At 42.5% G+C, this 23,804-nt stretch carries 20 protein-coding genes and 2 pseudogenes; 13 read left to right on the top strand and 9 right to left on the bottom strand.

The window, feature by feature from the left end; genetic code table 11:
* The first annotated feature begins 94 nt into the window (after positions 1-94).
* Positions 95-1,621 carry an RNA polymerase-associated protein RapA gene (rapA, locus tag ACQY3F_RS12590; RefSeq protein ID WP_428355206.1) on the top strand — a complete coding sequence of 509 codons (1,527 nt, stop codon included), beginning with the start codon at positions 95-97 and terminating at the stop codon, positions 1,619-1,621.
* A gap of 29 nt (positions 1,622-1,650) precedes the next feature.
* Here the strand turns inward: rapA and ACQY3F_RS12585 are convergent, their stop codons facing one another.
* Positions 1,651-3,384 carry a putative transposase gene (locus ACQY3F_RS12585; protein WP_428355181.1) on the bottom strand — a complete coding sequence of 578 codons (1,734 nt, stop codon included), beginning with the start codon at positions 3,382-3,384 and terminating at the stop codon, positions 1,651-1,653.
* 59 nt (positions 3,385-3,443) lie between these two features.
* Positions 3,444-3,908, bottom strand: coding sequence for a hypothetical protein (locus tag ACQY3F_RS12580; RefSeq protein ID WP_428353027.1), 465 nt, complete (start codon positions 3,906-3,908; stop codon positions 3,444-3,446).
* A 164-nt stretch (positions 3,909-4,072) separates the two neighbouring features.
* Here ACQY3F_RS12580 and ACQY3F_RS12575 point away from each other — a divergent pair, with 164 nt between their 5' ends.
* The 3 genes from ACQY3F_RS12575 to sodB all read left to right on the top strand — a co-directional run bounded on the left by ACQY3F_RS12575 (position 4,073) and on the right by sodB (position 7,246).
* Entirely contained in the window at positions 4,073-5,317 is a 1,245-nt protein-coding gene (locus ACQY3F_RS12575; protein ID WP_428355204.1) for a helicase-related protein, read from the top strand.
* Between the two features lie 81 nt (positions 5,318-5,398).
* Positions 5,399-6,124, top strand: a complete 726-nt coding sequence (locus ACQY3F_RS12570) for a hypothetical protein (protein WP_428355202.1) — start codon at positions 5,399-5,401, stop codon at positions 6,122-6,124.
* 540 nt (positions 6,125-6,664) lie between these two features.
* Entirely contained in the window at positions 6,665-7,246 is a 582-nt protein-coding gene (gene sodB, locus ACQY3F_RS12565; protein ID WP_428355201.1) for a superoxide dismutase [Fe], read from the top strand.
* Positions 7,247-7,327: 81 nt separating this feature from the next.
* Here the strand turns inward: sodB and ACQY3F_RS12560 are convergent, their stop codons facing one another.
* The 4 genes from ACQY3F_RS12560 to ACQY3F_RS12545 form a co-directional block, all read right to left on the bottom strand.
* Complete coding sequence (locus ACQY3F_RS12560) at positions 7,328-7,702, bottom strand: ClpXP protease specificity-enhancing factor (RefSeq protein ID WP_428355200.1); 375 nt, start codon at positions 7,700-7,702, stop codon at positions 7,328-7,330.
* Positions 7,699-8,310, bottom strand: a complete 612-nt coding sequence (locus tag ACQY3F_RS12555; RefSeq protein WP_428355198.1) for a glutathione S-transferase N-terminal domain-containing protein — start codon at positions 8,308-8,310, stop codon at positions 7,699-7,701. The genes ACQY3F_RS12560 and ACQY3F_RS12555 overlap by 4 nt, the downstream gene beginning before the upstream one ends.
* A gap of 735 nt (positions 8,311-9,045) precedes the next feature.
* Positions 9,046-10,311 (bottom strand): cation:proton antiporter, encoded by a 1,266-nt coding sequence (locus ACQY3F_RS12550; RefSeq protein WP_428355197.1) that lies wholly within the window; start codon positions 10,309-10,311, stop codon positions 9,046-9,048.
* A 160-nt stretch (positions 10,312-10,471) separates the two neighbouring features.
* On the bottom strand, positions 10,472-11,047 hold the full coding sequence (locus ACQY3F_RS12545) for an STAS domain-containing protein (protein WP_428355195.1): 576 nt from the start codon (positions 11,045-11,047) through the stop codon (positions 10,472-10,474).
* A 101-nt stretch (positions 11,048-11,148) separates the two neighbouring features.
* Here ACQY3F_RS12545 and ACQY3F_RS12540 point away from each other — a divergent pair.
* The 6 genes and pseudogenes from ACQY3F_RS12540 to ACQY3F_RS12515 all read left to right on the top strand — a co-directional run.
* Positions 11,149-11,442, top strand: a pseudogene (locus ACQY3F_RS12540) (hypothetical protein); the annotation flags it as partial.
* Positions 11,443-11,460: 18 nt separating this feature from the next.
* Positions 11,461-12,609 carry a hypothetical protein gene (locus tag ACQY3F_RS12535; protein ID WP_428357681.1) on the top strand — a complete coding sequence of 383 codons (1,149 nt, stop codon included), beginning with the start codon at positions 11,461-11,463 and terminating at the stop codon, positions 12,607-12,609.
* 120 nt (positions 12,610-12,729) lie between these two features.
* Positions 12,730-13,647, top strand: coding sequence for a hypothetical protein (locus tag ACQY3F_RS12530; protein WP_428355194.1), 918 nt, complete (start codon positions 12,730-12,732; stop codon positions 13,645-13,647).
* Positions 13,648-13,671: 24 nt separating this feature from the next.
* Positions 13,672-14,433: pseudogene (locus ACQY3F_RS12525) on the top strand (DcaP family trimeric outer membrane transporter); the annotation flags it as partial.
* Positions 14,434-14,456: 23 nt separating this feature from the next.
* A complete protein-coding gene (locus ACQY3F_RS12520) occupies positions 14,457-15,104 on the top strand; it encodes a hypothetical protein (RefSeq protein ID WP_428355193.1) in 648 nt (215 codons plus the stop codon).
* A gap of 213 nt (positions 15,105-15,317) precedes the next feature.
* Positions 15,318-15,803, top strand: a complete 486-nt coding sequence (locus tag ACQY3F_RS12515) for a protease complex subunit PrcB family protein (RefSeq protein WP_428355192.1) — start codon at positions 15,318-15,320, stop codon at positions 15,801-15,803.
* Between the two features lie 708 nt (positions 15,804-16,511).
* On the opposite strand, the gene ACQY3F_RS12510 is transcribed toward ACQY3F_RS12515, so the two are convergent.
* Positions 16,512-17,708: an ISAzo13 family transposase gene (locus tag ACQY3F_RS12510; protein WP_428352931.1), complete on the bottom strand. Its 1,197-nt coding sequence runs from the start codon at positions 17,706-17,708 to the stop codon at positions 16,512-16,514.
* 101 nt (positions 17,709-17,809) lie between these two features.
* The gene (locus tag ACQY3F_RS12505) at positions 17,810-18,286 is read right to left on the bottom strand and encodes an ion channel (RefSeq protein ID WP_428355191.1); all 477 of its coding nucleotides are present in this window, start codon (positions 18,284-18,286) and stop codon (positions 17,810-17,812) included.
* A gap of 96 nt (positions 18,287-18,382) precedes the next feature.
* Between ACQY3F_RS12505 and ACQY3F_RS12500 the strand changes: the two genes are divergently transcribed.
* Positions 18,383-19,744 carry an IS1380 family transposase gene (locus ACQY3F_RS12500; protein WP_428352972.1) on the top strand — a complete coding sequence of 454 codons (1,362 nt, stop codon included), beginning with the start codon at positions 18,383-18,385 and terminating at the stop codon, positions 19,742-19,744.
* A 624-nt stretch (positions 19,745-20,368) separates the two neighbouring features.
* Here ACQY3F_RS12500 and ACQY3F_RS12495 read toward each other — a convergent pair.
* On the bottom strand, positions 20,369-21,565 hold the full coding sequence (locus tag ACQY3F_RS12495) for an ISAzo13 family transposase (RefSeq protein ID WP_428352931.1): 1,197 nt from the start codon (positions 21,563-21,565) through the stop codon (positions 20,369-20,371).
* Between the two features lie 187 nt (positions 21,566-21,752).
* Here ACQY3F_RS12495 and ACQY3F_RS12490 point away from each other — a divergent pair, with 187 nt between their 5' ends.
* Positions 21,753-22,805 carry a Druantia anti-phage system protein DruA gene (locus tag ACQY3F_RS12490; RefSeq protein WP_428353913.1) on the top strand — a complete coding sequence of 351 codons (1,053 nt, stop codon included), beginning with the start codon at positions 21,753-21,755 and terminating at the stop codon, positions 22,803-22,805.
* Positions 22,784-23,533, top strand: coding sequence for an ISAs1 family transposase (locus tag ACQY3F_RS12485; RefSeq protein ID WP_428353157.1), 750 nt, complete (start codon positions 22,784-22,786; stop codon positions 23,531-23,533). Before ACQY3F_RS12490 ends, ACQY3F_RS12485 begins: the two co-directional genes overlap by 22 nt.
* Positions 23,534-23,804: the final 271 nt, after the last annotated feature.

Below are 23,804 nucleotides of genomic sequence, written 5' to 3'. Positions count from 1 at the left end.
ACTAAGAAAACTGGCTGAGTATGATTAGCAGCGTAAAACAGAGCTGTAATGACAATCGCAGTATTATTTACAAAGATAGAAAAATGGAATGTACATGAGTGAGTATGTGATAGGGCAGCGCTGGATTAGTGCTTCCGAGCCAGAGCTGGGCTTGGGTATGGTGTCTGCAGTGGCGGTTAATAGAGTGACAATTGTCTATTTAGCGAGTGATGAGTGTAGGGTCTATGCTCAAGATAATGCACCTTTAACCCGGGTAAGGTTTTTTGCTGAAGATGTTGTGGAAACTGTAGCAGGTCTGCAAGGCGTTGTTAAATCAATAACAGAGCTGGAAGGCATTATCAGCTATCGGCTGTTAAGTAAACAGGGTGAAATAGAGTGGATTGATGAGCAGGCTTTGAGCCATCATCTGCAATTTAATAAACCACAAGATAAGCTATTTATCGGTCAGGCGGAAGAAGGGCGGTGGTTTGCGTTGCGCTACCAAAGCTGGCAGCATTTACAGCGCTTGCAGAAAAGCCCGGTTAAAGGCTTGTTAGGTGCTCGAGTTGCTTTAATCCCTCACCAATTATATATTGCACATGAAGTGACTCAGCGAGATAAAGTGCGGGTTATGCTCGCGGACGAGGTTGGTCTGGGAAAAACGATTGAAGCTGGCTTAATTATGCATTATAGCTTACATACGGGATTGTCTGAGCGCATATTAGTCATCGTACCTGAAAGCTTGCAGCATCAGTGGTTGGTTGAAATGTTGCGGCGCTTTAATTTAAAATTCAGTCTTTTTGATGAGTCCCGCTGTGAGGCGATAGAAGAAGAAAATCCTTTTTTGAGTGAACAGCTAGTTCTATGTAGTCTGGAATTTTTCGAGCAGCATGCAGATAGAAAAGCACAGGCTGTGAGTGCTTTGTGGGACATTGTTGTAGTCGATGAGGCGCATCACTTGCAATGGTCAGAGCAAGCTCCAGGGGAAGCTTATGAGTTTGTTGAGCAGTTAGCGGAAAGCACAGATGGCTTGATTTTACTATCGGCAACACCTGAACAATTAGGTAAAGAAACGTATTTTGCGCAATTAAAATTACTCGATGCAGATCGATTTTATAGTCTGGAGCAATTTAACAAGGAACAGCAGGAATTTGAACCCATTGCTCGTTTAGCAGAAAAAATAGTACATCGGAGCGTCTTAAATGACGCAGATAAAAAGCAGTTAAAAATGCTTATTGAGCAAGATCTTGGTGCTGATTTTTTAAATAATATTGAAGATGAGGTGTTAAGGCAGGAAGTTATTGATCAGTTAATTGACCGACATGGCACAGGGCGAATTTTATTCAGAAATTCCCGGCATGTTATTAAGGGGTTTCCGCAAAGAAAATTTTATGCTTACCCCTTAGAGCAAGATAATAAAGATGAAACTGTTTGTTTGCAATGGCTGGTTACGTATTTAAAGAGCCTGGGGCAGGAACAGGTATTGTTAATTTGTCAGCATGCAGATACGGTGCTACGTCTGCATAAGCAGTTGCGCGATAAATATGCACTTAATGTCGCAGCATTTCATGAAGGAATGAGTATTATTGAACGTGACAGAGCGGCTGCTTATTTTGCAGATCAAGAAGCTCAGACATCTTGATTCAGACGAAACTAATTTGAGACCATTTCCTAATTTTTTGCGGATGAAGTCAGCTCATAAATTAAGCGCAGATCGGTTCCTGGATAATTGAGTTCCGTTTGATTGAGTTGTTCAAATAACTTTTCTATTGCTTTATTACTTGCAGGTCGGGAAGTACTATGCACACGTATCCGAAGTTGTTTTTTTACTTCATCGGGTAATATATCTGCTTCTGTCACAAACAGCGTTTGTAATAGTTGCCTTGCCATCGGAAAGTCGATTGTCGGTGAGGTTAGCAGAGCGGCCATTGCTGTTTCTGCCCGATAAGCGATCATGTTGACAGTATCTATCAGCCGCTTTTTCCCTGGCAGAAGCTGTTCGAACTTATCTTCGTCTCTCAACTCTTGCCAGGTAATGTGTTTGGGCGTTTGGCTTAGTTTTTCCTTGATGGTTTTTAGTTCATTTTCATAATGCTCTATTTCTTCGAGTAATTCTGCTCGTTTTCTTTCCCATTTCTTGTATTTCACATCTTCCGTTTCATCTTTTTTAATCACCGGATGAAGTTCCATCGCTGCAAATCGAGATAGACGGTAATTGAGTTTGGATTGTATCGAATTACGCTGTCCTTCCTGTTGGCGCCTATCAGGGTTGACCACCTTTTGGGTATCGGATAGTGGCTCTATTCCATACTCCTGTAGCATATCTAGCCCATAGTGGTGCTTCATATATCTAAAAAAGTTCTCTTGGCACCACCGGCTAAACATTCGCCCAGAAACAGCCGTCAATTCTAGTTCATAGGCTGTGGTAATAATACTGGTTTGGTGACCAGAATCAGTCAACTTGCGCACTTCTCTCATCCACATCGCCTGTTTTCCAGTTCCAACCAGACTGCCTCGTTCGGCGAGTTTCATGATGACTTTTTCACCACTCGGTAGGGTGATCTCCTGACTGGAAAAATTGTCCAGTGGCCAATTTTCGGTGGGAAATTTATGATAGGTCATGCAAGCGACACGATGCTTGTCCCACATCTTTCTAAAGAATGCGGGGCTATAGCCTTCTCTATCAAACACCAGGATAAAACGACAGGCTTGTTTGTTTTGCTGTAATGCTTGTGCACTCGGTTGATTCGGAATGTCTTTGAGTAATCGGGGGACGATATCTTCTTCCAGCGTTTTTAGTAAGCCCGGATCCACCGTTTTTTCAACGACAAAGAAGGGACGCCCCGTACCATCATTAACCCAGTAGTCGGTGATACCCCGTAAGCAGAGTTTTTCGCGTGAAACATGCCGTTTGGGAAGTTTAGTCAAGTGTCCATGATAGACACGGACATGACCATCTATGTAGAGTGTTCCTGCTGCCTCTGGTTCATTTTCCATCCATTGTCGACTGAGGTCGGCCGCCCAGCTTTCGACTGATTTTGGTTCAGCCAGTCCTTTTACTTTGGATCTTAAACAACGCACTTCGGGAGCCCGATCCAGGCCAAGTAGTTTTCCGAATTCACCCGGTGCATGCTCGCGAAGTTGTTCGGCATTTTTGATGCGACATAGCCCCATAAAGGCGAGTAGCAATAGAATATGAAAGGTTTGATAGTAACCTGTCAGTTTGCCCAGGTGGCGCTCAATGTCATTTAATAAGCCATTGCCAAGTAACGCGGGCAATGCACATAACACACCGCCTTTAGGAACATCTAAACAGGATTCGAATTCGATTGAGGCTCCCTTTTCCTGCTCACCCAAAGCAGCCTGGATTCGCTCTTCTACTCGAGTGCAGGCCGTACCAAGCACATCGGCTGCATTGGCATCTATAATATCACGGGCTGATTTGGTACTGCCATCATTGGGGTCTATTGATGCGGCAGACTTTTTTTTAAACGTCCATCACTGATCGCCTTGCGAAAGGTATCTGCCCGGATGCCTAATTCTTTAGCGGCTTCGTTAGGCGTCATACCTTGATCCAGATATTCCTGAGCTTGCTGCAAAACCTCAAGCGTAAAGAGTGGTCCTCCCTTGCGAGTCGGGCGAGGTTCAAAAAACGAATCAGCCCCTTTTTCTCGTAGTTGCCTTAATGAGCGCATAACACTACTTTTAGAGACACCAAAGGTTGTAATAATATCGATTGAACGACAGGAACCGGTATTGATGAGTTGAGAGGTGTGAAGTCTAAATAATCTCTTATTGTCAGCCTGGTGAGAATAGATCGGGATACCGCCGAGGAAATAAAACCACTCATCATTTCGGTTATCAACACTGACCTGACCATTTATAATAGTCGTACCCTGAGGAATTATTGGGAGCATGAGTTGCTGCATTAATTGAATACCTCGTATGATATGAGGGCTTAGTTTAACCTAAATGAGTACCATTTTCATTTCTTTAGCTGAAAATATCAATCATTTGACAATAATTCCCTAACCCTTTAATTATATTGCCTAGTTTAAGTTTTAATGGATTTCTTTCAGGATAGCGAATCAAGATGTCTGAAGCTCAGGTGCAAATATTACTTTGTTCGGAAATTGGTAGCGAAGGGCGAAATTTTCAGTTTGTACATCATCTGATTTTATTAGAATTACCTGAAAATCCAGATTTATTGCAACAAAGAATTGGCCGTCTTGATCGAATCGGTCAACAGCATACTATTAAGATTCATGTGCCTTATATTGTAGGCAGTAAGCAGCATAGCTTATATCGCTGGTATGCTGAGGGCTTAAAGCTGTTTCAGCAAAATAGCAATGCGGCCAGTGAAGTTTATCGATTGCAACGGCTCACTCTTGAAGAGGTTTGCCTGAGTGATAGTCAGCAAGGGTTGGATCAGCTTGTTGAATCCGCAAGATTGCATCTACAGCAGATTGAAACGCAGATGCATCAGTCAAGAGATGTGCTATTAGAGCTTAACTCTTTTCGAGAAAAGGTAGCTGAGGAGCTAGCTGAAGAAATAGATAATATCTCTTATTCCAAGGCTTTATGGCGATATATGGAAGAAATATTTGAATGCTTTGGTATAGAGTCTGAGTATCATTCGGAAGATTGCGCTATTTTGCAGGCGGGTCAATTGCAAAGAGTAAGTGACTTTCCTGGTGTGCCGGAAGATGGGGTGACGGTCACTACCAATAGAAATATTGCGCTGGCGCGCGAGGATATGCAATATTTAAGCTGGGAACACCCAATGCTGGTGTCAGCAATGGACCTGGTATTATCAGGGAAAGTAGGTCATGCAACAGTCAGTATTATTAAGCATGAAGAGTTACCGGCGGGGCAATATTTGCTGGAATGCCTTTACCTGGTTGAATGTAGCGCGCCTTTGCATTTGCAGCTCAGCAGATTTTTACCTGCCACACCGATACGTATCTTAGTCGATCAGCAGCTGCAAGACCTAACAGCACAGTTTACACATGCTGAATTGCGGGAAATAGACGAGAAAATTGAAATGGATCAAGTAAGTGCTTTTATCAGTAGTGAGCAGAAAAATATTAATGCCATGATTGCCACTGCCGAGCAAAAAGCTGAAATTAATATGCAAGGTATTATTGGTCAGGCGAAAACAGAGATGCTAAAGTCTCTAGCCAAGGAAATAAAGCGGCTAGATGCTTTGAGCCGGGTGAATTCTTTGATAAAACCAGAAGAAATTTCGGACTTAAAAACCAGTGCAATCGCTTCTCATGAATATATTGCGGGTGCTAAATTGCGCTTAGATGCTGTTCGATTTATTATAAGCAGTTAGTTTTGAAATTTTGGTAGTTCAGTTCTTATTGATTAAGCTCTGAGTGTTAGAATAATAATAATCAAAGAATAGAGGAAAAACATGGGCTTATTTGGGTCAATATCAGGTAAATCAAAAGTAAAAGCAGCTAATAAAATGGTACAGAAGGCGCGAGTCAGCAATGACCCTGCACAAACTGAAAAATTATTAACTGAAGCAGCGCATATATATGAAAGTATTCCTTCGGGTAATGCTGCCTTTAATGATGCGCTATATAACTGGGGGATGGCGCTGCTGTATCTAGCGCGATTAAAGAAAAATGAGGAATCAATCGCTCTTTACCAGGAAGCGGGAACAAAATTTTCATATTGTCTGGTGGCAAAACCTGACTACCTGGGAGCGGCTCTGGACTGGGGTGTTGCCTTAATGGAGTTGGCCGCACTACAAACTGCTGCTGACAAAGAAGCTAGTTATGCTTTGGCAAAAGAAAAGTTCACTATTGCGGATGGTATACAAGAAGGCGTAGCCAGCTACAATTTTGCTTGTTTGCATGCGGTACATAATGACTTTGATGCTTGTAAAAAAGCATTAGAGCAGGCTTTAGAATGTGGCAACCTGCCTGATAAAGAAGACATAATAAGTGATGCCGATATGAGTGTGGCAAAAACCAAGCCCTGGTTTAATGATTTTATTGTTTCGATTGATGCGCCGGAAAGTGAAGAAGATTCTGCAGAAGATAAAAAAGCTGAGAAAAGTAGCAAAGCCTCTGTTTATAGCAAGACTAAAGTCCGCACTGATGGATATAAAGTCGAATATGATAAAAAATGAAGAGTAGTTATCGCTTGAATTTCGTATTCCCTGTTGGACTATAGAAAATGACAGAATTTTCTCAAAATTAGCAGGTATTATGGCGTCGGCTATTGGGTAGGAATTCTCGCTCCTTAAGGTCGGAGAGGACGCTTTAACCTAAAAGCCGCAGTTGAGCGTTAAAAGCACTCTAAGTATTTGAATGTAAGGCATAATGACCTAACAACTTATCAGCTGCAGAGTGAATAGACTCCGCTTCACGGTTTTGTGAATAAATCTGAGCGCGAAATACTGCGTTACAGCTATTGCCAAGGGCTACGGCCATTGCCTGCGAGCTGTGCCTTGTCTTTCGCACTCAGATTTTCCAAAAAATCCCTGCTCAACTACGGTTTCTAGGTTTAATCATAATACTGTACTAAAATACTTGGTATTTAAGGGATTAATAATTTATACTCTTTGAATCCAGTGTTAGCTATTAAGGAATTCTTGCTAAAACTCAGCGAGGGCAATCATAATAGTTAAAACTGATGGAGTTTTTTAAACTATTTAGGAGAATTATCAATGGCTTACGAATTACCTGCTCTACCATATGCGAAAGATGCGCTTGCACCTCATATTTCTGAAGAAACATTGGAGTTTCATTATGGTAAGCATCATCAGACTTATGTAACAAATTTAAACAATTTGGTGCCAGGAACTGAGTTCGAAGGTGCGTCTGTAGAAAGCTTGATGATGCGTTCATCAGGGGGTATTTTCAATAATGCTGCACAGGTATGGAATCATACTTTTTACTGGAATAGTTTGTCTCCTAAAGGTGGTGGTGAGCCAACGGGTGCATTAGCAGATGCTATTAACACAACATTTGGTTCGTTTGCTGAATTTAAAGAGGCATTTACTAAATGTGCCGTCACTACTTTTGGTTCGGGTTGGGCGTGGTTAGTAAAAAATGCTGATGGTAGCTTAGAGCTTGTTAGTACAAGCAATGCAGGCTGCCCATTAACAGCAGGGCAAACACCTTTATTAACATGTGATGTTTGGGAGCATGCTTATTACATAGATTATCGTAATGCGCGCCCTAAATATTTAGCAGCCTTCTGGGCTTTGGTAAACTGGGAGTTTGCCGCTGGAAATTATGCTGGCTAGGTAAATACAGCCTGCTTTAAGCGTACTTTTAGTGTAAATAAAAAAGCCTGAGTTTGAAAAAACTCAGGCTTTTTTTTGGGATTATTTTACTACGCGAAGATGGGGTCTTGCGGGTGGGGAATTTCCGGGAGGAGGTGTGTCCTCATCTTCATTCTCGTCGAAGACCATGCCTTTACCGTTTTCTTTTGCGTAGATAGCCTTCACTGCAGGTACAGGAGCAATGATATGCATAGATTGACCATTAAAGCGCGCGTTGAACTCAATGGTTGTATTTTCAAGCGATAGGCCCTGGATTGCTTCGGGGCGCATATTAAGTACTATCTTACTATCTTCAATATAATCCTTCGGTAAGGATGCGTGCGGATGTGTCGCATCAACCAGTAGGTGTGGCGTTAAATTATTATCAATAATCCATTCATAAATCGAGCGGATAAGATAGGGCTTTAAAGACGTCATTTTTTGCCGGTTACTTTAGCCATTTCTTGTTCCTCTTCGCTTAAACTAGCGATAAATGCTTCACGGCTAAAAAGGCGCTTGGCATAAGCATCAATGACACTTGCGCTTTCTGTTAAATCAATGCCGATATCAGGTAAGCGCCATAGCAAGGGTGCCAGAGTACAGTCTATTAAAGAAAAATCTTCGCTCATAAAATACTCATTAGCTGCAAACAAGGGAGCGGAGGAAATAAGGCTTTCTTTAAGCATTTTTTTTGCGCGGGCAGATTTTTTCTCACCTGAATTGAGAACTTCATCCAGTAAATGATACCAATCCTGATCTATGCGCTTGATAATCATGCGTGCATTGGCGCGTGAAACCGGATCCATTTGATGCAAGGGTGGATGAGGAAAGCGTTCATCCAGGTATTCCATGATGATGCGTGAGTCATATAAGACTAGATCACGTTCAACTAATGTCGGTGACGTACCATTAGGGTTGAGTTCTAATAAGCTTTCTGGTGGATCGCTAGGATCAAAATATTCAATTTCTGCAGTGACACCTTTTTCGTGCATGGCGAATCTTGTACAGTGACTCATTGCGCAAGTAGGTGAAGAAAACAGTGTCATGACTGAACGACGAGTATTAACAGTTACCACGAATCATAACTCCAAATTAGTTAAAGGTTAGACAAATATGATCATTATATCATACCCCGTTGCAACCGGTTTGAGCATTTTTAGTGGCTAATAAAATCCTGCACTACAAGTGGAGGGGGGCTTAGGGGCTTTAGCAACCCGCAAAAGACACTCAATTCATCCTGTGCTAATGTTTAAAGCAATAATATTAAGGATTAGAAAAGTCTTGCTTGTTATCGAGAAACGGCAAGCCTCAGACCACCTGAGCTCTAGGATAATAACTTGATACCAATGATTAACATGTAGGTTGGCGCTGAGTATGCGAAGCCCAACAATCACTGTGCAATATCATGTTGGGCTTCGCATACTCAGCGCCAACCTACGCGCGTTAGTGTCATCTAATTATCTTGTGAAAACGGTAAGCTTTTGATTTCTTTATGTCGAGGTCAGGTGTTCTGAGCCTCGATCTATAGGATGTGCTGAGGAACGAAGCGCATCAATCACTTGAGCACAATGGGGTGCGGATCTTTAGTCCGCCTTTTAAAATGCAGGCTAAAGAGGCTGTGAAAGTATTCTGAAATTATGCAAAAAATCACATTCCGGCGACTAATAATCAATAGCTTACAATGTATTTTTTGCTGTTTTTAGTGATTTTATCGAATACTTTCACAGTCTCTAAAGACCTGCGCCCCCTATCATGATGTAAATGTGTGTCGTGCACGTTCCTCAGTCGTCATTTTCGACCACAGGCGGTATTCCAGCGCGCTTCAGACGTGCAACCAGTACAGCTATCGCAGGATTAGCGCTAAGTCCGTGCGCAATGATGCTGAACAAAATGGTACAGACCACGGTGCTGGTGATGATATCACCACCGGGCAGGTGCTTTTCGACTACCATCACGCCAAATACGATGCTGGCCAGTCCACGCGGCCCGAACCACCCTATGAATAACTTCTCATCGCTGCTAATTCCGCAACCGGTGAGTACCAGAAACACCGGTAACATGCGCACTACAGTCAGACTAAGTACCGCGTACAGCACCACCTGCCAGGTAAAATCACCCATCGCCTGACCCACAACCGCACCACCGAACGCTACCCAGGTAATCAGTGCCAGTGTATCGCTGGTCCCTTCCGCTGCGAGTAACAGTCTATGCTTTATATGCTTATGTTCTTGAGCAATCCAGCTAAATAACAAGCCACCGGTAAAGCAGGCAATGAATCCGCTGCCACCGAGAATCTGCGCCAGCGCGAAACAGGTCAGTGCCAGTGCAATCACCGGCAGTTGCCGCCAGCTCACGGTAATCCAGCCGCGCCTGAAAAATTGCCTGATCAGAAAAACGCCGACAGCGGTTAGCCCAATACCCACGCCGACACCGATACCGATCTGTTCGACGAGCAACTTCAGCACAAGATGTGTCGTAGTCTCTCCCTCGGTACTGGCTCCAGCAATTGTAGCAAGCGTCAGAAACACCAGCAGGACCGGTACACAGATGCCATCATTCAGACCGCTTTCAACATTCAGACTCTCGCGAACTCTGGACGGTACAGATTCATTGCTTACCACCGCTTTGCCCAAGGCGGCATCGGTAGGTGCCAGCATAGTTGCTAATATGGCGATCTCCAGTAGTCCCAGCCCATCGAACACCAGCATACCAACGCCGAAACCCAGTAGAATGGTCAGCGGCAGCCCAACCAATAGCAACCGATTGGGAATGCGAACGCTGTCTTTGAGCACACTAAGATTCGCGTTGGCCGCATCGGTAAACAGCACTAAACCCAGAGTTAGTTCTGCCAGTGAACGCAACAGTTCTCTGTCTACGACCATGTCCATAAAACCAAGACCGTCAGGAAGACCGAAACCGAAAGGGCCGAGGGCTAACCCGAAGGCCATGTAAACGATGGCCCCATTGATCGGCGTACGTTCAAGCCCTCCGGCAACGATGCTATAGAGAAAAACGAAGGCAGCGAGAATCGCTAAAGGTTCATACATAGTTCAGAATTCCTTGATGTGATGGTATAGCGGTAGGGCGCGGCTTCAGCCCGCCAGTACCATACGCTATCTAAAGGCGGGCTGAAGCCACGCCCTACAAATATAATAATGTTTTAGCTGGGAGGAACTATTTTTTCTATAGTAGACGCATACCTCCAAACTACCCCACCTTTTTATGATAATCTTCCAGTACATCATCCAAGGTATCATAGAAATTATCCTTACCGAACAAATCGATCAGATCATAACCACATTCTTCTTTTACATCATCCTGAACCTGAGCAATAACAAAACGAACCTCCTTTTCTTGCAACTGTTGGAAAAGTGAGCGTAGTGTTTCAGAAGCCGAAAAGTCGACATCGTCAACCGCAGAGACATCAATGCAGAACCATTTCAAAGGTGGCCGTGCATTTTTTGTCAATTTGACTACCTGTTCCGAGAGCCATTCGGAATTAGCGTAGTACATACTATGGGTAAAACGGTAGATCATCAATCCGGGTACCGTTTGTAATGCTTGTTCCACTGGGATCGGATGCCAGCTACCTGTCTCTTTTTTGACTAGAACCACATTCTTCGGCCTATATCCACGTCTTATATGATCAAGCAGGGAAAGGATAATGGCCAGAATGATTCCCTCTTCCACCCCAATGAAGACCACTGTTAGTGTGGTAATCAATGCTACCCAGAATTCAGATCGACGCTGATCAAAAATTCGGCGCATGCCTTTTATATCCACCAGCTCTTCGGCATTAACTATTCGATCCCGGGAATCGTCTCCTCTATTTTTCTGTTAATGTTTATGTATGCCCTTGGCCTTAAAGTCGACCACAGTTTTTCGCAGGTCTTAAAAGTGGCGGTTTGGCATTTATTGTTCTGGCTCTGATCGTATGGTCACTGAACTGGCTGATCGTTTTTTTCGGCGTAAAACTGGCTGGTCTCGCGCCGGGCTATGCGGCGGGGATCATCTCGGGCAGCTATACCGTCACTGCAGTGATCGGTGTAGCAACCTCGGCTTTACAAAGCGGCGCTTACACTCCGCCGCCAGGAATGTCAGTCGAACAGGTCAGTGCCAATATCGCTGCTGGCTACGCAATCAGCTATGTTATTTCCACCATTGGCATTATTTTATTAATCAAATATTTGCCACAAATGTTCGGCCATGACCCAGTCGCAGATGCCAAACAAGCTGAACAGGACATGAGTGGTGGTGCTACCGAACTGGTTCCCGGGGCAGCCGGTTCTCTGACAATTGGGTTCTCAGCTCTGGAAATCCGTGCTTACAAACTAGAGCATGATACTTTGATCGGTAAAACCATTGAGCAACTCTTTCAGCTTTATCCCAGTGCACCGATTCTACGCATCGTACGTGGTGGGCAGGTTATAGAGTCCTCTGATAATCCGACCTTGCAGAAAGACGATATTATTGCCGTGCGTTCCGATGTCCATGAACTGATCCTTAAAGGCACGGAAGTCATTGGCGAAGAAGTAGACGAGCCTTTGGCTCTCAATATCCAGCTTGAAGCTGCAGATATACGTGTTGGAGCTCCCGGTATATCCGGCAAAACCCTAGCAGAACTGGCTAAGGAAATTGGCTTTGGCTTGCAACTCAAGGGTATGTTCCGCCAGGGCGTGCAAATACCGGCATTACCTAAAACAGTAATCCAGTTCGGTGATGTTATCCGGGTTGTCGGTCCTGACTGGTGTGTACAGAAAGTAGCTAAAGCACTAGGTAGTCGCGCGCTGCTTGATACCTCGGTTACTGAAGTTATGTGGATGGCAATCGCCATGGTTATCGGCTACCTGGTAGGCCTACTCAGTTTCACCGCTGGCGGCATTCCATTTGCATTGGGAACTTCGGCAGGTTGTCTGCTTGCCGGCATCTTTGTCAGCTACTTCCGCAGCCGTAATCCTGAGTTTGGTGGCCCAGTGAGCGAAGGGGCACGTAGCTTCCTGCAAGATATAGGTCTAAATATGTTTATTGCAGTCCTGGCTGCCAATGTTGGACCGAAAGTGATTAACTCGTTCCACGGCGATACAGTGATCTGGGTAGCCATTATTGGTGCTTGTGCAACGCTTTTACCTGTCATCGTCGCATTTATTGTCGGTATCAAGGTATTCAAACTAAATTCAGTGATCTGCGATGGTGCCTGTACTGGGGCACGTAACAGCACACCAGGCTTGAATGCTATCAACGATCAGTCACAAAGCTCGATTGCGGCATCACCTTATCCGGTGACCTATGCATTAACAACGGTGCTGGTGCTAATTGGTGGATATATCGCGCAAATCCTGTCATAAGCAATAGTAGAAGTTTGGGATGAGGAGATTAACAGTAAACACAAGCTCCTGATCTCAAGCTCCTTGCGCTGGAAAAGTTGCTTAGGAGCGTGGTCAGCACGGCAACAACAAGAGATTATTATGATTAAGAAGAACTGGGATATTACAAAATTATGGCTATCTTTTAATTTAGCAAAGCACGGTATAACTGGATGGAGTCAGTTAATACAAGCGATGTTATACAAATTAAAGCTGATTTTTTTTAGCCTGTCTTTAGGGCTATTGGGACTAGCGCCTGCCATTAGCATGGCTGATGAGACTTCGGTACAACAGCAACTAGAGACATTGGCACGGCAGTTAGAGCAGCAGCAGAAAATGATGCAGCAGCAACAGACCCTGATACAGGAAATGCAACGACAGCTCAACCAGCAGGCAGCCGCTGCAAAAGCGACACAGCAAGCAACACAAGGTACAGCCAAAGATTCAACGGGCGTTGTAAAAAAATCTGTGGCTACGACCAAGGATGTTGCCAAAAAAGAGGTTAAAAGTGTTGAGCAGATGGTCGAAGGGACGGTGGAGCATCCTACAAGTGTCATAAAACAAGTTGAAGGAACGGCAGAAACTATCGTTGAGGGTACCGAAAAAGTTGCCGTAACCGCTGTGAAACTGCCAATTGAAAGCGTTAAAAGAGTGACGCAAAATATGGGTGTTAATCTATCTCAGGAAATGTTTCGTTATAAAGGGAAAGGAACCACTATCAAGGTACCAAAAGTGGATACAGCGTTAACGATTGGTGGATTTATCAGAGCATCGTTTATCCATGATTTTAACGCTATCGAGAGTCCCTACAAATTCGTCGCCAAGGATATTGTCGTCAATGGTCAACCCAGTGGTGTACCCGATAAGCGAACTACTTTTACCGCTAATACTTCGCGGCTATTTTTCAGCTCAGCAACACCTTTAAGTGTAGGCCAACTCACTACTTTCTTTTCCTTTGACCTTGCCGGCAACACGACTTCAGCCTCTCCAGAATTTCGCTTCCGTCAGGGCTGGGCATAATTAGATGATTTTGTTTTTGGCGGCAACCTGCGTGTCGGTCAAGCGTGGTCTACCTGGGATGATGTGGATGTTTTACCCGAGACTATGGATTTTGAAGGACCCAACGGTTCACAACAAAACCGTCAACCTTTGGTTAGATGGTCGCGTGATTACAGCGATGCTTATTTATTCTCAGTGGCTTTAGAAAATCCTGGCTACACTATTACCGATGGTAATAACACGACTGGCTGGCCAGATTCAGTTGTTGCATTGTCATGGCACGAAGACTGGGGTCATGTGAAATCTGCATTTCTTGGCCGTTTTCTCAGAGGCGATGGTACCGACAAACACGGCACTTATCATTCAGGAACTGCATTTGGCTGGGGTTTGCAAGTTTCGGGAGACGTCAAAGTGCCTCTACTGCACCCTAAAGACAATGTTAAATTTCAGATAGTCTATGGCGCAGGGACGGGTAGTTATAATAATGATGGCTATGATGATGCGCTTTTTTCTACTAACGGAGATCTAAGAACCATCAATGCCTTTCAAGGATTTGGCGCATACCAGCACTGGTGGACAGATACCATTCGCTCCAATGCTGTATTCGGCTGGGTCAATATGGATAATAATAGCGACCTGACTGCCGACGATCTGAATCGAACTTTGTATGCTGCCGGTAATCTGGTCTGGAGTCCTTTCAAGCAGGTTGATATAGGGTTAGAGTATTTATGGGGTCAACGTAGAAACGTAAATTATGATGTCGGTGTGGCAAATCGCATTCAGGCGACCACCCATTTCTCATTTTAACAGGCACATTGAAAGCAAATCAGTTGAAGCATTGTGATGCTGTTATAGCAAATGGCATCACTATCGTGAACCAGCTTTTTAAATTCTGTATTGCCGGGCTGCTGCTAAGTTCACTGCATGGCTGTATGACATTTTCAGGTGATCAATTAACCGACCTTGAGCCCATCAAGCCGGTAATATCTCCAGTAATTCAAATCAGTGTCGGTGCCTTTACTGCCCAGTTTGATGAGGATAGTACGCTGACGGCTGCAGCCGCCGCAGGGAAAATCATTAACGATAAAATCATCCAGAACTGGAAAGAGCAGGGGTATATCAGTGACTTTAGCTCTGATGAAAATGCTAATGTCTTAGCAAATACACAATACAGTCTGCTGCTGCAGGGGAGTCAACAAGACTCGTCCAGTACTTTTATGAAAATCATCAGTGCATTAACTTTTCTCATAATACCTGCGACGATAGAAACTTCTTATGAACTAAGTTATGAGCTGACAGAAGTCAAAACAGGGGAAAAATACAGGGTGAAAATTGCCGATAATGTCAACACCACAACCTGGCTATTATTTTTCCCCGCAATTCCGTTTTCATCTGCTGGTTCAAATACCACGTTTGACCGCTTTGCAGAACATCTGTATCAGGGCTTTGTTAAACAAGGCGCGTTTCAAGCCCGCTAAAGTCTCAAGTAGATCCAAAGTAAAGTAATCTACCACGAAGACAGGGCATGAATAAATGTAAAATGTTTTGCGGATTGGACTTAGCCTATGACTAATTTCTACTTTCCTTGACTAGCTATTGTCCTAGTATTATTAGTTATATATCCTAAGTTTTAAGAGGTATTTGCAATTGTGCGCCAGAGTAGTTTTATTTAGGTTTAAGGAGGACTGAAAATGAAAAAGCTATTGGATAAAATTTTAGTTTTTATTGCTTTGCTGATAGCCGGTTTAATGCCCGTCTATTCAGCCGATATTTTTTCGCATACAGTGCTTTTGATGCCTAATGACCTAGATAATGAAAAACCCTGGGTAAAGGTTATTAAAAACCAGCAGGAATGGGAGGCATATTTTTATGCGACTACGGCTGCCGTAAGCTATCCGATCGGTAAGGCACCTGTTGCACCAAAACTAGATTTTAATCATTATCAGGTGATAGCGGGAGGCCTGGGTCTTCGTTTTAGTGGCGGCTATTCATTATCTATTGATAGCGTGCATACTTCTGAGGATGCCATGACCATACATCTCCTCGATATTCGCCCCGGTGTACGCTGTCTGGTAACGATGGGCTTAACTCAGCCAACGATGACAATAATGGTTAAGAAAACAGATAACCCCATACACTACATCGTGTCGGAAGTCATTTTCCCGTGCGCTGAATAATCACAGCTTATTGGAGCATTACTTCCGCTTTCCGTATTACTGCGTCCCCTGGCTTAGAATAATACGACTGAGTTTTCTAGGATAATGGTCTTTTTGCCCGATTTCAGCGTTGAACCTAGAAACCGCAGTTGAGCACGTTGTTGTGGAAACTCTGAGCGCGAAAGACAAGGTACAGCTAGCAGGCAATGGCCGTAGTCCTTGGCAATAGCTGTAACGCAGTATTTCGTGCTCAGATTTATTCACAAAACCGTCAGATAAGCTGATCTCTCTGAAAACAGTATGATACTTATTACGGTTCGTAGGATGCTGCTGAGGAACGAAGCGCATCATTCGCGATAGATGCGCTTCGTTCCTCAGCAGCATCCTACCTATTTTAGTCTCACCTTATTATCTGTGATGAATTACTATGCTTTTGATTTCATTATGTCGAGATCAGGTATTCTGACCGTAAAGCAGGGGCTGTTTACCCAACAGGTGGTAAGTTGTTACGATCATTAGTGTTATATTCAAATACTTAGAGTGCTTTATAGCGTTCAACTGCGGTTTTTAGGTTGAATGGTTTTCTGCGGTTCTCGAAAAACATTCGCCTTGAACTCGAACAAAAATCCTAATTATTAGAAGCACGTTATTATTGTCTGTCCTGAGCAATACGTCTGCCAACCAGGTTAGCAATTAATATGGCAAGGTAAGGGAGATGGAAAGAAATAATCATCCAGAACAACCAGGAGAAATGGTCAAAAACCATTTCTCCAACGATGGCATTCGGTCAACAAACTGATAATACGTCTTCATTGCTTTTTTACCTACCTTTACTCCTGTTTCATATATTTTTTCTGTTAATTTAACAATAGGTGCTTTGCCATTGTAGGTCATACTTTTGGCAAATTTTAAAGTTGTTTCAACTGTATCCATTATGTCGCCACTAATATGATTTTCATAGGCTCCCCATACTCGTTCAATTGGGTTATATTTACTATGATAAGGAGGGTAGTAGGCCAGTTTTATCTTTATGTTGCTTTTTTCAGCAAACTCCACAAGCCTTTTTATAAACTGAGTTCTGGAGCTACTGTTCTCCATACCATTGTCAGCGTTAATTGTCAGAATATCTACTCCATATTTTTCTTGAATTTCTGGCCAAATTTCTTCCAATCGGTCAACGATGAAATCACTGCTGGCATAGCCTGCTGTAAAGAAAAGGAAAAAATCATCATGTTCAGGCAGATAAAAACCAAAAGGAGTTAACTTTTCCTTAACATCTAAATCATGATCCTCTGCTTTTGTTAAAACCCGATTTCGTCCTCCCCGTGAAAAATTTCCTATATTCATTCTTGCTTTGGCATCAATTGATATACGAATCTCTTTTGGGTTGATATCTGCCATTCCATTGACTGAATGAACTTGTTCAAAAATTGCATCCGTTTCCTTGATTTTCTTATGAGGCTTTGTTTTTTGTACCTTTTTTGGATGGTAACTCAGGTCATTTAATTTTGTATTGATAGTTTTTGAGCAAGGTAATGTTTTTTCATCGTAATAATCAATCTCCAGTAAACGTTTTCTAACTTCTTTAGCCGTTAGCCGGGTATATAATCGACAGGAATTAAAAGAGGGATCCGTTTGACACTCCGGTTCAGCAATTTTTTTTATGTCATCAAGTAGATGAGGAAAATGCTCTTCACTTTTATTACGCCCTCTCGCTGAAAAATTATCTTCTATGGGCTGAGTTTCAAGTTCATATTGTCCTTTTCGGATAGTGCCTCTATTCCATCCTAGTTTTTCTTCAGCAATACTTGCACCACCTGAGCCTAGTAGCTCCACCGTTTCAGCCATGAATATACGACGTACCGAGCCTTTTAAACGATGGGCTGTATTTATAATCCAACCTATAATGCTATCTGTTAATATCAACAAGCTTATCTGCCTAGTGTGAGAATAAATTCAGAATTCATTATTATAAATTATTGAGACACAAGCTTACTTCGTTTGGATGATTATTTCTTTCCATCTCCCTAAAATTGCCCCATAATAGCTTCTAATACTACAAATACTCGAGCTAACATAGTAGAAGGGGTAATATCACCATAGCCTAGCGTAGTCAGAGTAACCATACTGAAATACCACATCTGGAAAATAAAATTTTGTTCGTTGGCAGCGCTGTTAGACAGTGCAAAAGAATGTGGGGCACTGATTTCTAATAACTGATAGGTACCTGCCCATGCCAGGCCAAAAATAAAGTAGACCGCTATGGCTGCATAAATTAATTCAGCGGTAATAATGTGCTGATGGAGAATAAACTTGAGTAAATACACCGCAATATAAATCCAGAACAGGATATTAGTAATGTTCTCTAAGAGAAACCATAAATCGAGCTGATAGAAATAGTGAATCCAGCGTAATGCGACGGCTAAAAATGCCAGGCCTATACTGATAAACAAGGGGCGTCGAGTATCGGAGATCGCTAACACACCGGATAATATAATTAGCACCTAAATCCTGCAAGCATTATACATAATAATCCACAAAACTCCTTATTAAACAATGATATAATATCATTTTCCTGATTTCACTATCTCATTGTTTTAATGAAGCCCTCTAAAGTATCAAAATCCTCATCTCACGTAAGAAACCGTACCCGAACGGTAAAAATGACATCTACAGCACATGGATTGACAAGCCAGGCGGGACTGATTCCCGTCGTGAAATATTTAGACAGGATAGGTTTTGAAAAAACCGTAAAACAAAGCGTTCCACATCGGCGGGGTGAAAATGCAGACCATCACTTATCTGATGTGGTTCTATTGACGTTGGTTGGCATGATGGGGGGAGCAACATCAATGGCAAAGGTGACGACCGTATGGGCAGATAGCGTACTGCGCAAAGTAGCTGGCTGGATAAAGATTCCTGTTGAAACCACAATTTTACGGATCTTTAAAGAAGTAAGTGATAGGCAGATAAGCCAGTTTGAAACGCTCACGCATACTTTGCGTGGTCAACACTGGCGGCGATTGCTTCGTTCCGGAAAATCGAAAACTGGCATACAATCCGTCCAGTGGGTCGATGTCGATTCAACTGTGGACACCGTTTGTGGTCGACAAGAAGGAAGTGCCAAAGGCTTCAACCCCAAAAAGAAAGGTGCCCGTTCATACCATCCACAACTCGCTTTTCTAGCGGAAACAAAAGAAATTTTACAAGCCTGGTTCCGGACAGGCAATGCCTTTACAAGCAATGGTGTTGTAGAATTTACCAAACAGTTACTTGCACACTTGCCCAATCGGATGCGCATTATTTTTCGCGGTGACAGTGGTTATTTTGTCGGTGATTTGCTTGAATTTCTCGATACCAGAGGGCATGGGTATCTAATAAAGGTTAAACTTAAGAATTTGAACGCATTGCTGGCCAAACAGGCCTGGACAGCCATACAAGGCCGACCCGGTTGGGAGCAGAGCGAGTTTCAATATCGTTGTGGTGGCTGGTCTCGCTCTCGTCAGTTTGTCGCGGTCAGGATAAAGCAACCTAAACAAGTGACAGGACCTCAGTCCGAGCTTTGGGATACGGCAGAATATGACTATTTTTGTTATGTAACAACTGAACCTCTATCGCCTTGGCAAACACATAAGAAGTATGGTGAACGAGCGACGTGCGAAACATGGATTGAAGAAGCAAAATCACAAATGGGTTTAGGTAAAATCAGAACGAATCAATTTCTGGCTAATGCCGCATTATTTCATTGCGCCGTTCTTGCCTACAATACCGTGCGCTGGATGGCTCAATTGAGTGGCAACAAAACGTTGTGCCAATGGGAGCCGGATACACTTCGTACTTATCTGATTCGGGTGGCTGGAAAATTACTCACAGGCAATAATCAGCTGAGAGTCAGAACACCTGCAGATCCGCTCTATCCACAGGAATGGGATGATTGGGTTAAGGTGGGGTTACTCGCTTAACATTAACCGAAGTTAAGTCACTTTGATTAAAAGGTCATGGCACGTTGGCAGGGTGTTTATTGCCTTGGGCTCGGGGGATATCCATACGATACAAAAAATTTCCTCTATTTATGATTTAAATCTGGATATTTTGATCGGTTGGACAAAGAGGGCTGGCAAAGCGGCAGTAAAAACCTAATAACCACTTAGCTAGACAGGTTAATGAGAGTCAAAATATGGGCTTGCAGGATTTAGGTAGCATAGAAAACACATTTAAAACCAATGATGCGAGTGGATAATTTTGGACGATGGGATAACATGCAAAAAACAGGACTAATGAGACTAATAATATTAAAAAACGATTGTTTTTTTGCAAGAAGATTATATTTAACAAGGTATGCTTGTGCATTTTACTCTCAAAGACTCGAATTAACAGTGTTTGTTTTATCACATCGACACAGCAAGGTTAAGTAGTTCTTGAAATCAGACGGTTGCTTAGAAAAGTTTCCCTGATAAGTACTGCAGGTTGACCTGCAATTATGACTTCTTGTGTATGAGTATATCCGATGGATTGTAAGTTCAGTGTGTCAACATCACGGCTAATTTGTTCTAGCTATAAAGGGTAAGGGAGATGGAAAGAAATAATCATCCAGAACAACCAGGAGAAATGGTCAAAAACCATTTCTCCAACGATGGCATTCGGTCAACAAACTGATAATACGTCTTCATTGCTTTTTTACCTACCTTTACTCCTGTTTCATATATTTTTTCTGTTAATTTAACAATAGGTGCTTTGCCATTGTAGGTCATACTTTTGGCAAATTTTAAAGTTGTTTCAACTGTATCCATTATGTCGCCACTAATATGATTTTCATAGGCTCCCCATACTCGTTCAATTGGGTTATATTTACTATGATAAGGAGGGTAGTAGGCCAGTTTTATCTTTATGTTGCTTTTTTCAGCAAACTCCACAAGCCTTTTTATAAACTGAGTTCTGGAGCTACTGTTCTCCATACCATTGTCAGCGTTAATTGTCAGAATATCTACTCCATATTTTTCTTGAATTTCTGGCCAAATTTCTTCCAATCGGTCAACGATGAAATCACTGCTGGCATAGCCTGCTGTAAAGAAAAGGAAAAAATCATCATGTTCAGGCAGATAAAAACCAAAAGGAGTTAACTTTTCCTTAACATCTAAATCATGATCCTCTGCTTTTGTTAAAACCCGATTTCGTCCTCCCCGTGAAAAATTTCCTATATTCATTCTTGCTTTGGCATCAATTGATATACGAATCTCTTTTGGGTTGATATCTGCCATTCCATTGACTGAATGAACTTGTTCAAAAATTGCATCCGTTTCCTTGATTTTCTTATGAGGCTTTGTTTTTTGTACCTTTTTTGGATGGTAACTCAGGTCATTTAATTTTGTATTGATAGTTTTTGAGCAAGGTAATGTTTTTTCATCGTAATAATCAATCTCCAGTAAACGTTTTCTAACTTCTTTAGCCGTTAGCCGGGTATATAATCGACAGGAATTAAAAGAGGGATCCGTTTGACACTCCGGTTCAGCAATTTTTTTTATGTCATCAAGTAGATGAGGAAAATGCTCTTCACTTTTATTACGCCCTCTCGCTGAAAAATTATCTTCTATGGGCTGAGTTTCAAGTTCATATTGTCCTTTTCGGATAGTGCCTCTATTCCATCCTAGTTTTTCTTCAGCAATACTTGCACCACCTGAGCCTAGTAGCTCCACCGTTTCAGCCATGAATATACGACGTACCGAGCCTTTTAAACGATGGGCTGTATTTATAATCCAACCTATAATGCTATCTGTTAATATCAACAAGCTTATCTGCCTAGTGTGAGAATAAATTCAGAATTCATTATTATAAATTATTGAGACACAAGCTTACTTCGTTTGGATGATTATTTCTTTCCATCTCCCTAAGCATGGTAATGAGTTACACCCCAAGATGAACAAACCCATGAAAAGCATGTATAGTTTCTATCCAGTTTCTTGAGATAAAACGATGCAACTCAACCAAATATCAGTCAGGCCCATTTTAAAGCAAGAAGAACCAAAATATCAGGATTTGATGGAGGCCCAGCATTACTTAGGTGCTATTCCAAAAATTGGTGAAACCCTTTGGTATGTGGCCTATTCTGAAACAGAATGGATTGCACTGATCAGCTTTTCGGCCGCCGCATTAAAGTGTGCGGCTCGTGATAGCTGGATAGGATGGAGTTATCGCCACCAAACGGGCCGCTTAAAACTGATTGCCAACAACAGCCGTTTTTTGATATTACCGACGAGGCATGATAAAAACCTAGGATCACGCCTCCTTTCACTGTGCCTTAAACGCTTATCCAATGATTGGGTTGAAAAGTATGGACACCCTATTTTGTTGGTCGAGACCTTTGTCGATCCAAAGCGATTTCATGGAGGTGTTTATCGAGCCAGTAACTGGCAGGCTATTGGTTACACGAAAGGGTTTCGCAGGGTAACAGACGGTTACTCTGCTCAAACAGAGCACAAAAAGCTGATTTTCGTTAAGCCACTTCATCGTCGAGCACAATCTGTTTTATCTCACACTATATTAAGTCATCATTTTTTATTAGGTGAGGTAAAAATGAAAATAACGCGTCATCAAATGCGTTCATTACCGGATTTCTTCAAGGAAATTAATGATCCCCGTAGAGCCCAAGGGCGACGCCATAGAATACAGACTGTTCTGGGAATAGCCGCTGGAGCTGTGTTATGCGGCATGAGGAGCTATGAATCTATTTTTGACTGGGCTGAAAGCTTATCTCAAAAGTCCAGAGCGCATTTTCGTTGCCGTTATGATAAAGGCCGTTATGTGATTCCAAGCCTAAGCATTTTTAGAAATATCTTAGTAAGAGTAGACCCGAATGAACTTGACGCAGCCTTTAATGCCTGGAACAAAGCCTATGCCCAGGATGACAACTCACTCGCAATAGATGGCAAAGTCATGTGTAATGCGATTGATGAATCAGGGCGCCAAACACAAATAATGAGTGCTGTTGGGCATACCACAGGAATTTGCTACGCCCAAAAAAAGTAGGTACTTTGCCTGTTGGAGATGGGTCGGATGAAGTTAAGCAAACCAATGAAATAACATTTGCTCCGAAATTATTAGATACACTACCGATTGAAAATAAAGATATCACCAGCGATGCTTTGCACACCCAGACTGAATTCGCGCGTTATTTAGTAGAACAACGAAAAGCGCATTATTATTTTAGTGTCAAAGGAAACCAGCCGACACTGCTTGATGATATTACCACCTACTTTTCAAATGATAGCCGTTTGGCAGATTATGAAGACAAAGTGTCTGTCGGGCACGGACGAATTGAGATTCGTAGAATCTGGGTCACATCGGAATTAAGTGAGTATGTATTATTCCCTCATGTTGCCCAGGTTTATCGCATAGAACGAGAAATAACGGACAAGAAAAGTGGGAAAACATCACTTGCGACCGCTTACGGTGTGACCAGCAGAACAAAAAAAGACGCAGATCCGAAAACCATCTTATATAAAGTTCGAGGTCACTGGTCTATTGAAGTCAGTCATTATATTATTGACTGGGTTTTTGATGAAGATCGCTCAACAATTCGTACCGGTTATGGCCCTGAGAACATGACCCGTCTTAGGCGCTTTGCTATCGGATTAATAAAATCAAAAGTTGAGAAAGGGATTTCAAAGAAAATGAGGCAACTCAATAAGAATACCAGAGCTGTTTTAGACTATTTGAAAATTACAAAAAATACCAGGAGGCCTTGTGCCGCATAAGGTTTAGAATATGAACAAATTAACCCTGGTGTCAACATAAGTATCTATTGCTCGAACCGTGTTTTTATCACTCACATAGTCTTCGACCCGTGAAGGTAATAACATTTCCTGTTGGCGGTTTAAACTTTTTTGGTATCGGCGTAAGGACATTTTGCTTAGAAAATAGACTTTGGAGAGGCTAATATTATACCGCACGGGTAGGCTGAATACTTTCATAGTCTCTGGTGCATCATTGCCATTAAGTTAAGGGATAAAATAATAATAAACAACA

Origin of the sequence: Methyloprofundus sp. (assembly GCF_965251085.1) — a bacterium.
Classification (GTDB): Bacteria; Pseudomonadota; Gammaproteobacteria; order Methylococcales; family Methylomonadaceae; genus Methyloprofundus.
This window is presented reverse-complemented; position numbering and strand designations above follow the sequence as displayed.

Bases quoted from the DNA above. Each gene is read 5' to 3' on its own strand.
- rapA (WP_428355206.1), top strand. From the start codon at position 95: ATGAGTGAGTATGTGATAGGGCAGCGCTGGATTAGTGCTTCCGAGCCA.
- ACQY3F_RS12580 (WP_428353027.1), bottom strand. From the start codon at position 3,908: ATGCAGCAACTCATGCTCCCAATAATTCCTCAGGGTACGACTATTATA.
- ACQY3F_RS12575 (WP_428355204.1), top strand. From the start codon at position 4,073: ATGTCTGAAGCTCAGGTGCAAATATTACTTTGTTCGGAAATTGGTAGC.
- ACQY3F_RS12570 (WP_428355202.1), top strand. From the start codon at position 5,399: ATGGGCTTATTTGGGTCAATATCAGGTAAATCAAAAGTAAAAGCAGCT.
- sodB (WP_428355201.1), top strand. From the start codon at position 6,665: ATGGCTTACGAATTACCTGCTCTACCATATGCGAAAGATGCGCTTGCA.
- ACQY3F_RS12560 (WP_428355200.1), bottom strand. From the start codon at position 7,702: ATGACGTCTTTAAAGCCCTATCTTATCCGCTCGATTTATGAATGGATT.
- ACQY3F_RS12555 (WP_428355198.1), bottom strand. From the start codon at position 8,310: ATGACACTGTTTTCTTCACCTACTTGCGCAATGAGTCACTGTACAAGA.
- ACQY3F_RS12550 (WP_428355197.1), bottom strand. From the start codon at position 10,311: ATGTATGAACCTTTAGCGATTCTCGCTGCCTTCGTTTTTCTCTATAGC.
- ACQY3F_RS12535 (WP_428357681.1), top strand. From the start codon at position 11,461: ATGTTCGGCCATGACCCAGTCGCAGATGCCAAACAAGCTGAACAGGAC.
- ACQY3F_RS12530 (WP_428355194.1), top strand. From the start codon at position 12,730: ATGATTAAGAAGAACTGGGATATTACAAAATTATGGCTATCTTTTAAT.
- ACQY3F_RS12515 (WP_428355192.1), top strand. From the start codon at position 15,318: ATGAAAAAGCTATTGGATAAAATTTTAGTTTTTATTGCTTTGCTGATA.
- ACQY3F_RS12500 (WP_428352972.1), top strand. From the start codon at position 18,383: ATGAAGCCCTCTAAAGTATCAAAATCCTCATCTCACGTAAGAAACCGT.
- ACQY3F_RS12490 (WP_428353913.1), top strand. From the start codon at position 21,753: ATGCAACTCAACCAAATATCAGTCAGGCCCATTTTAAAGCAAGAAGAA.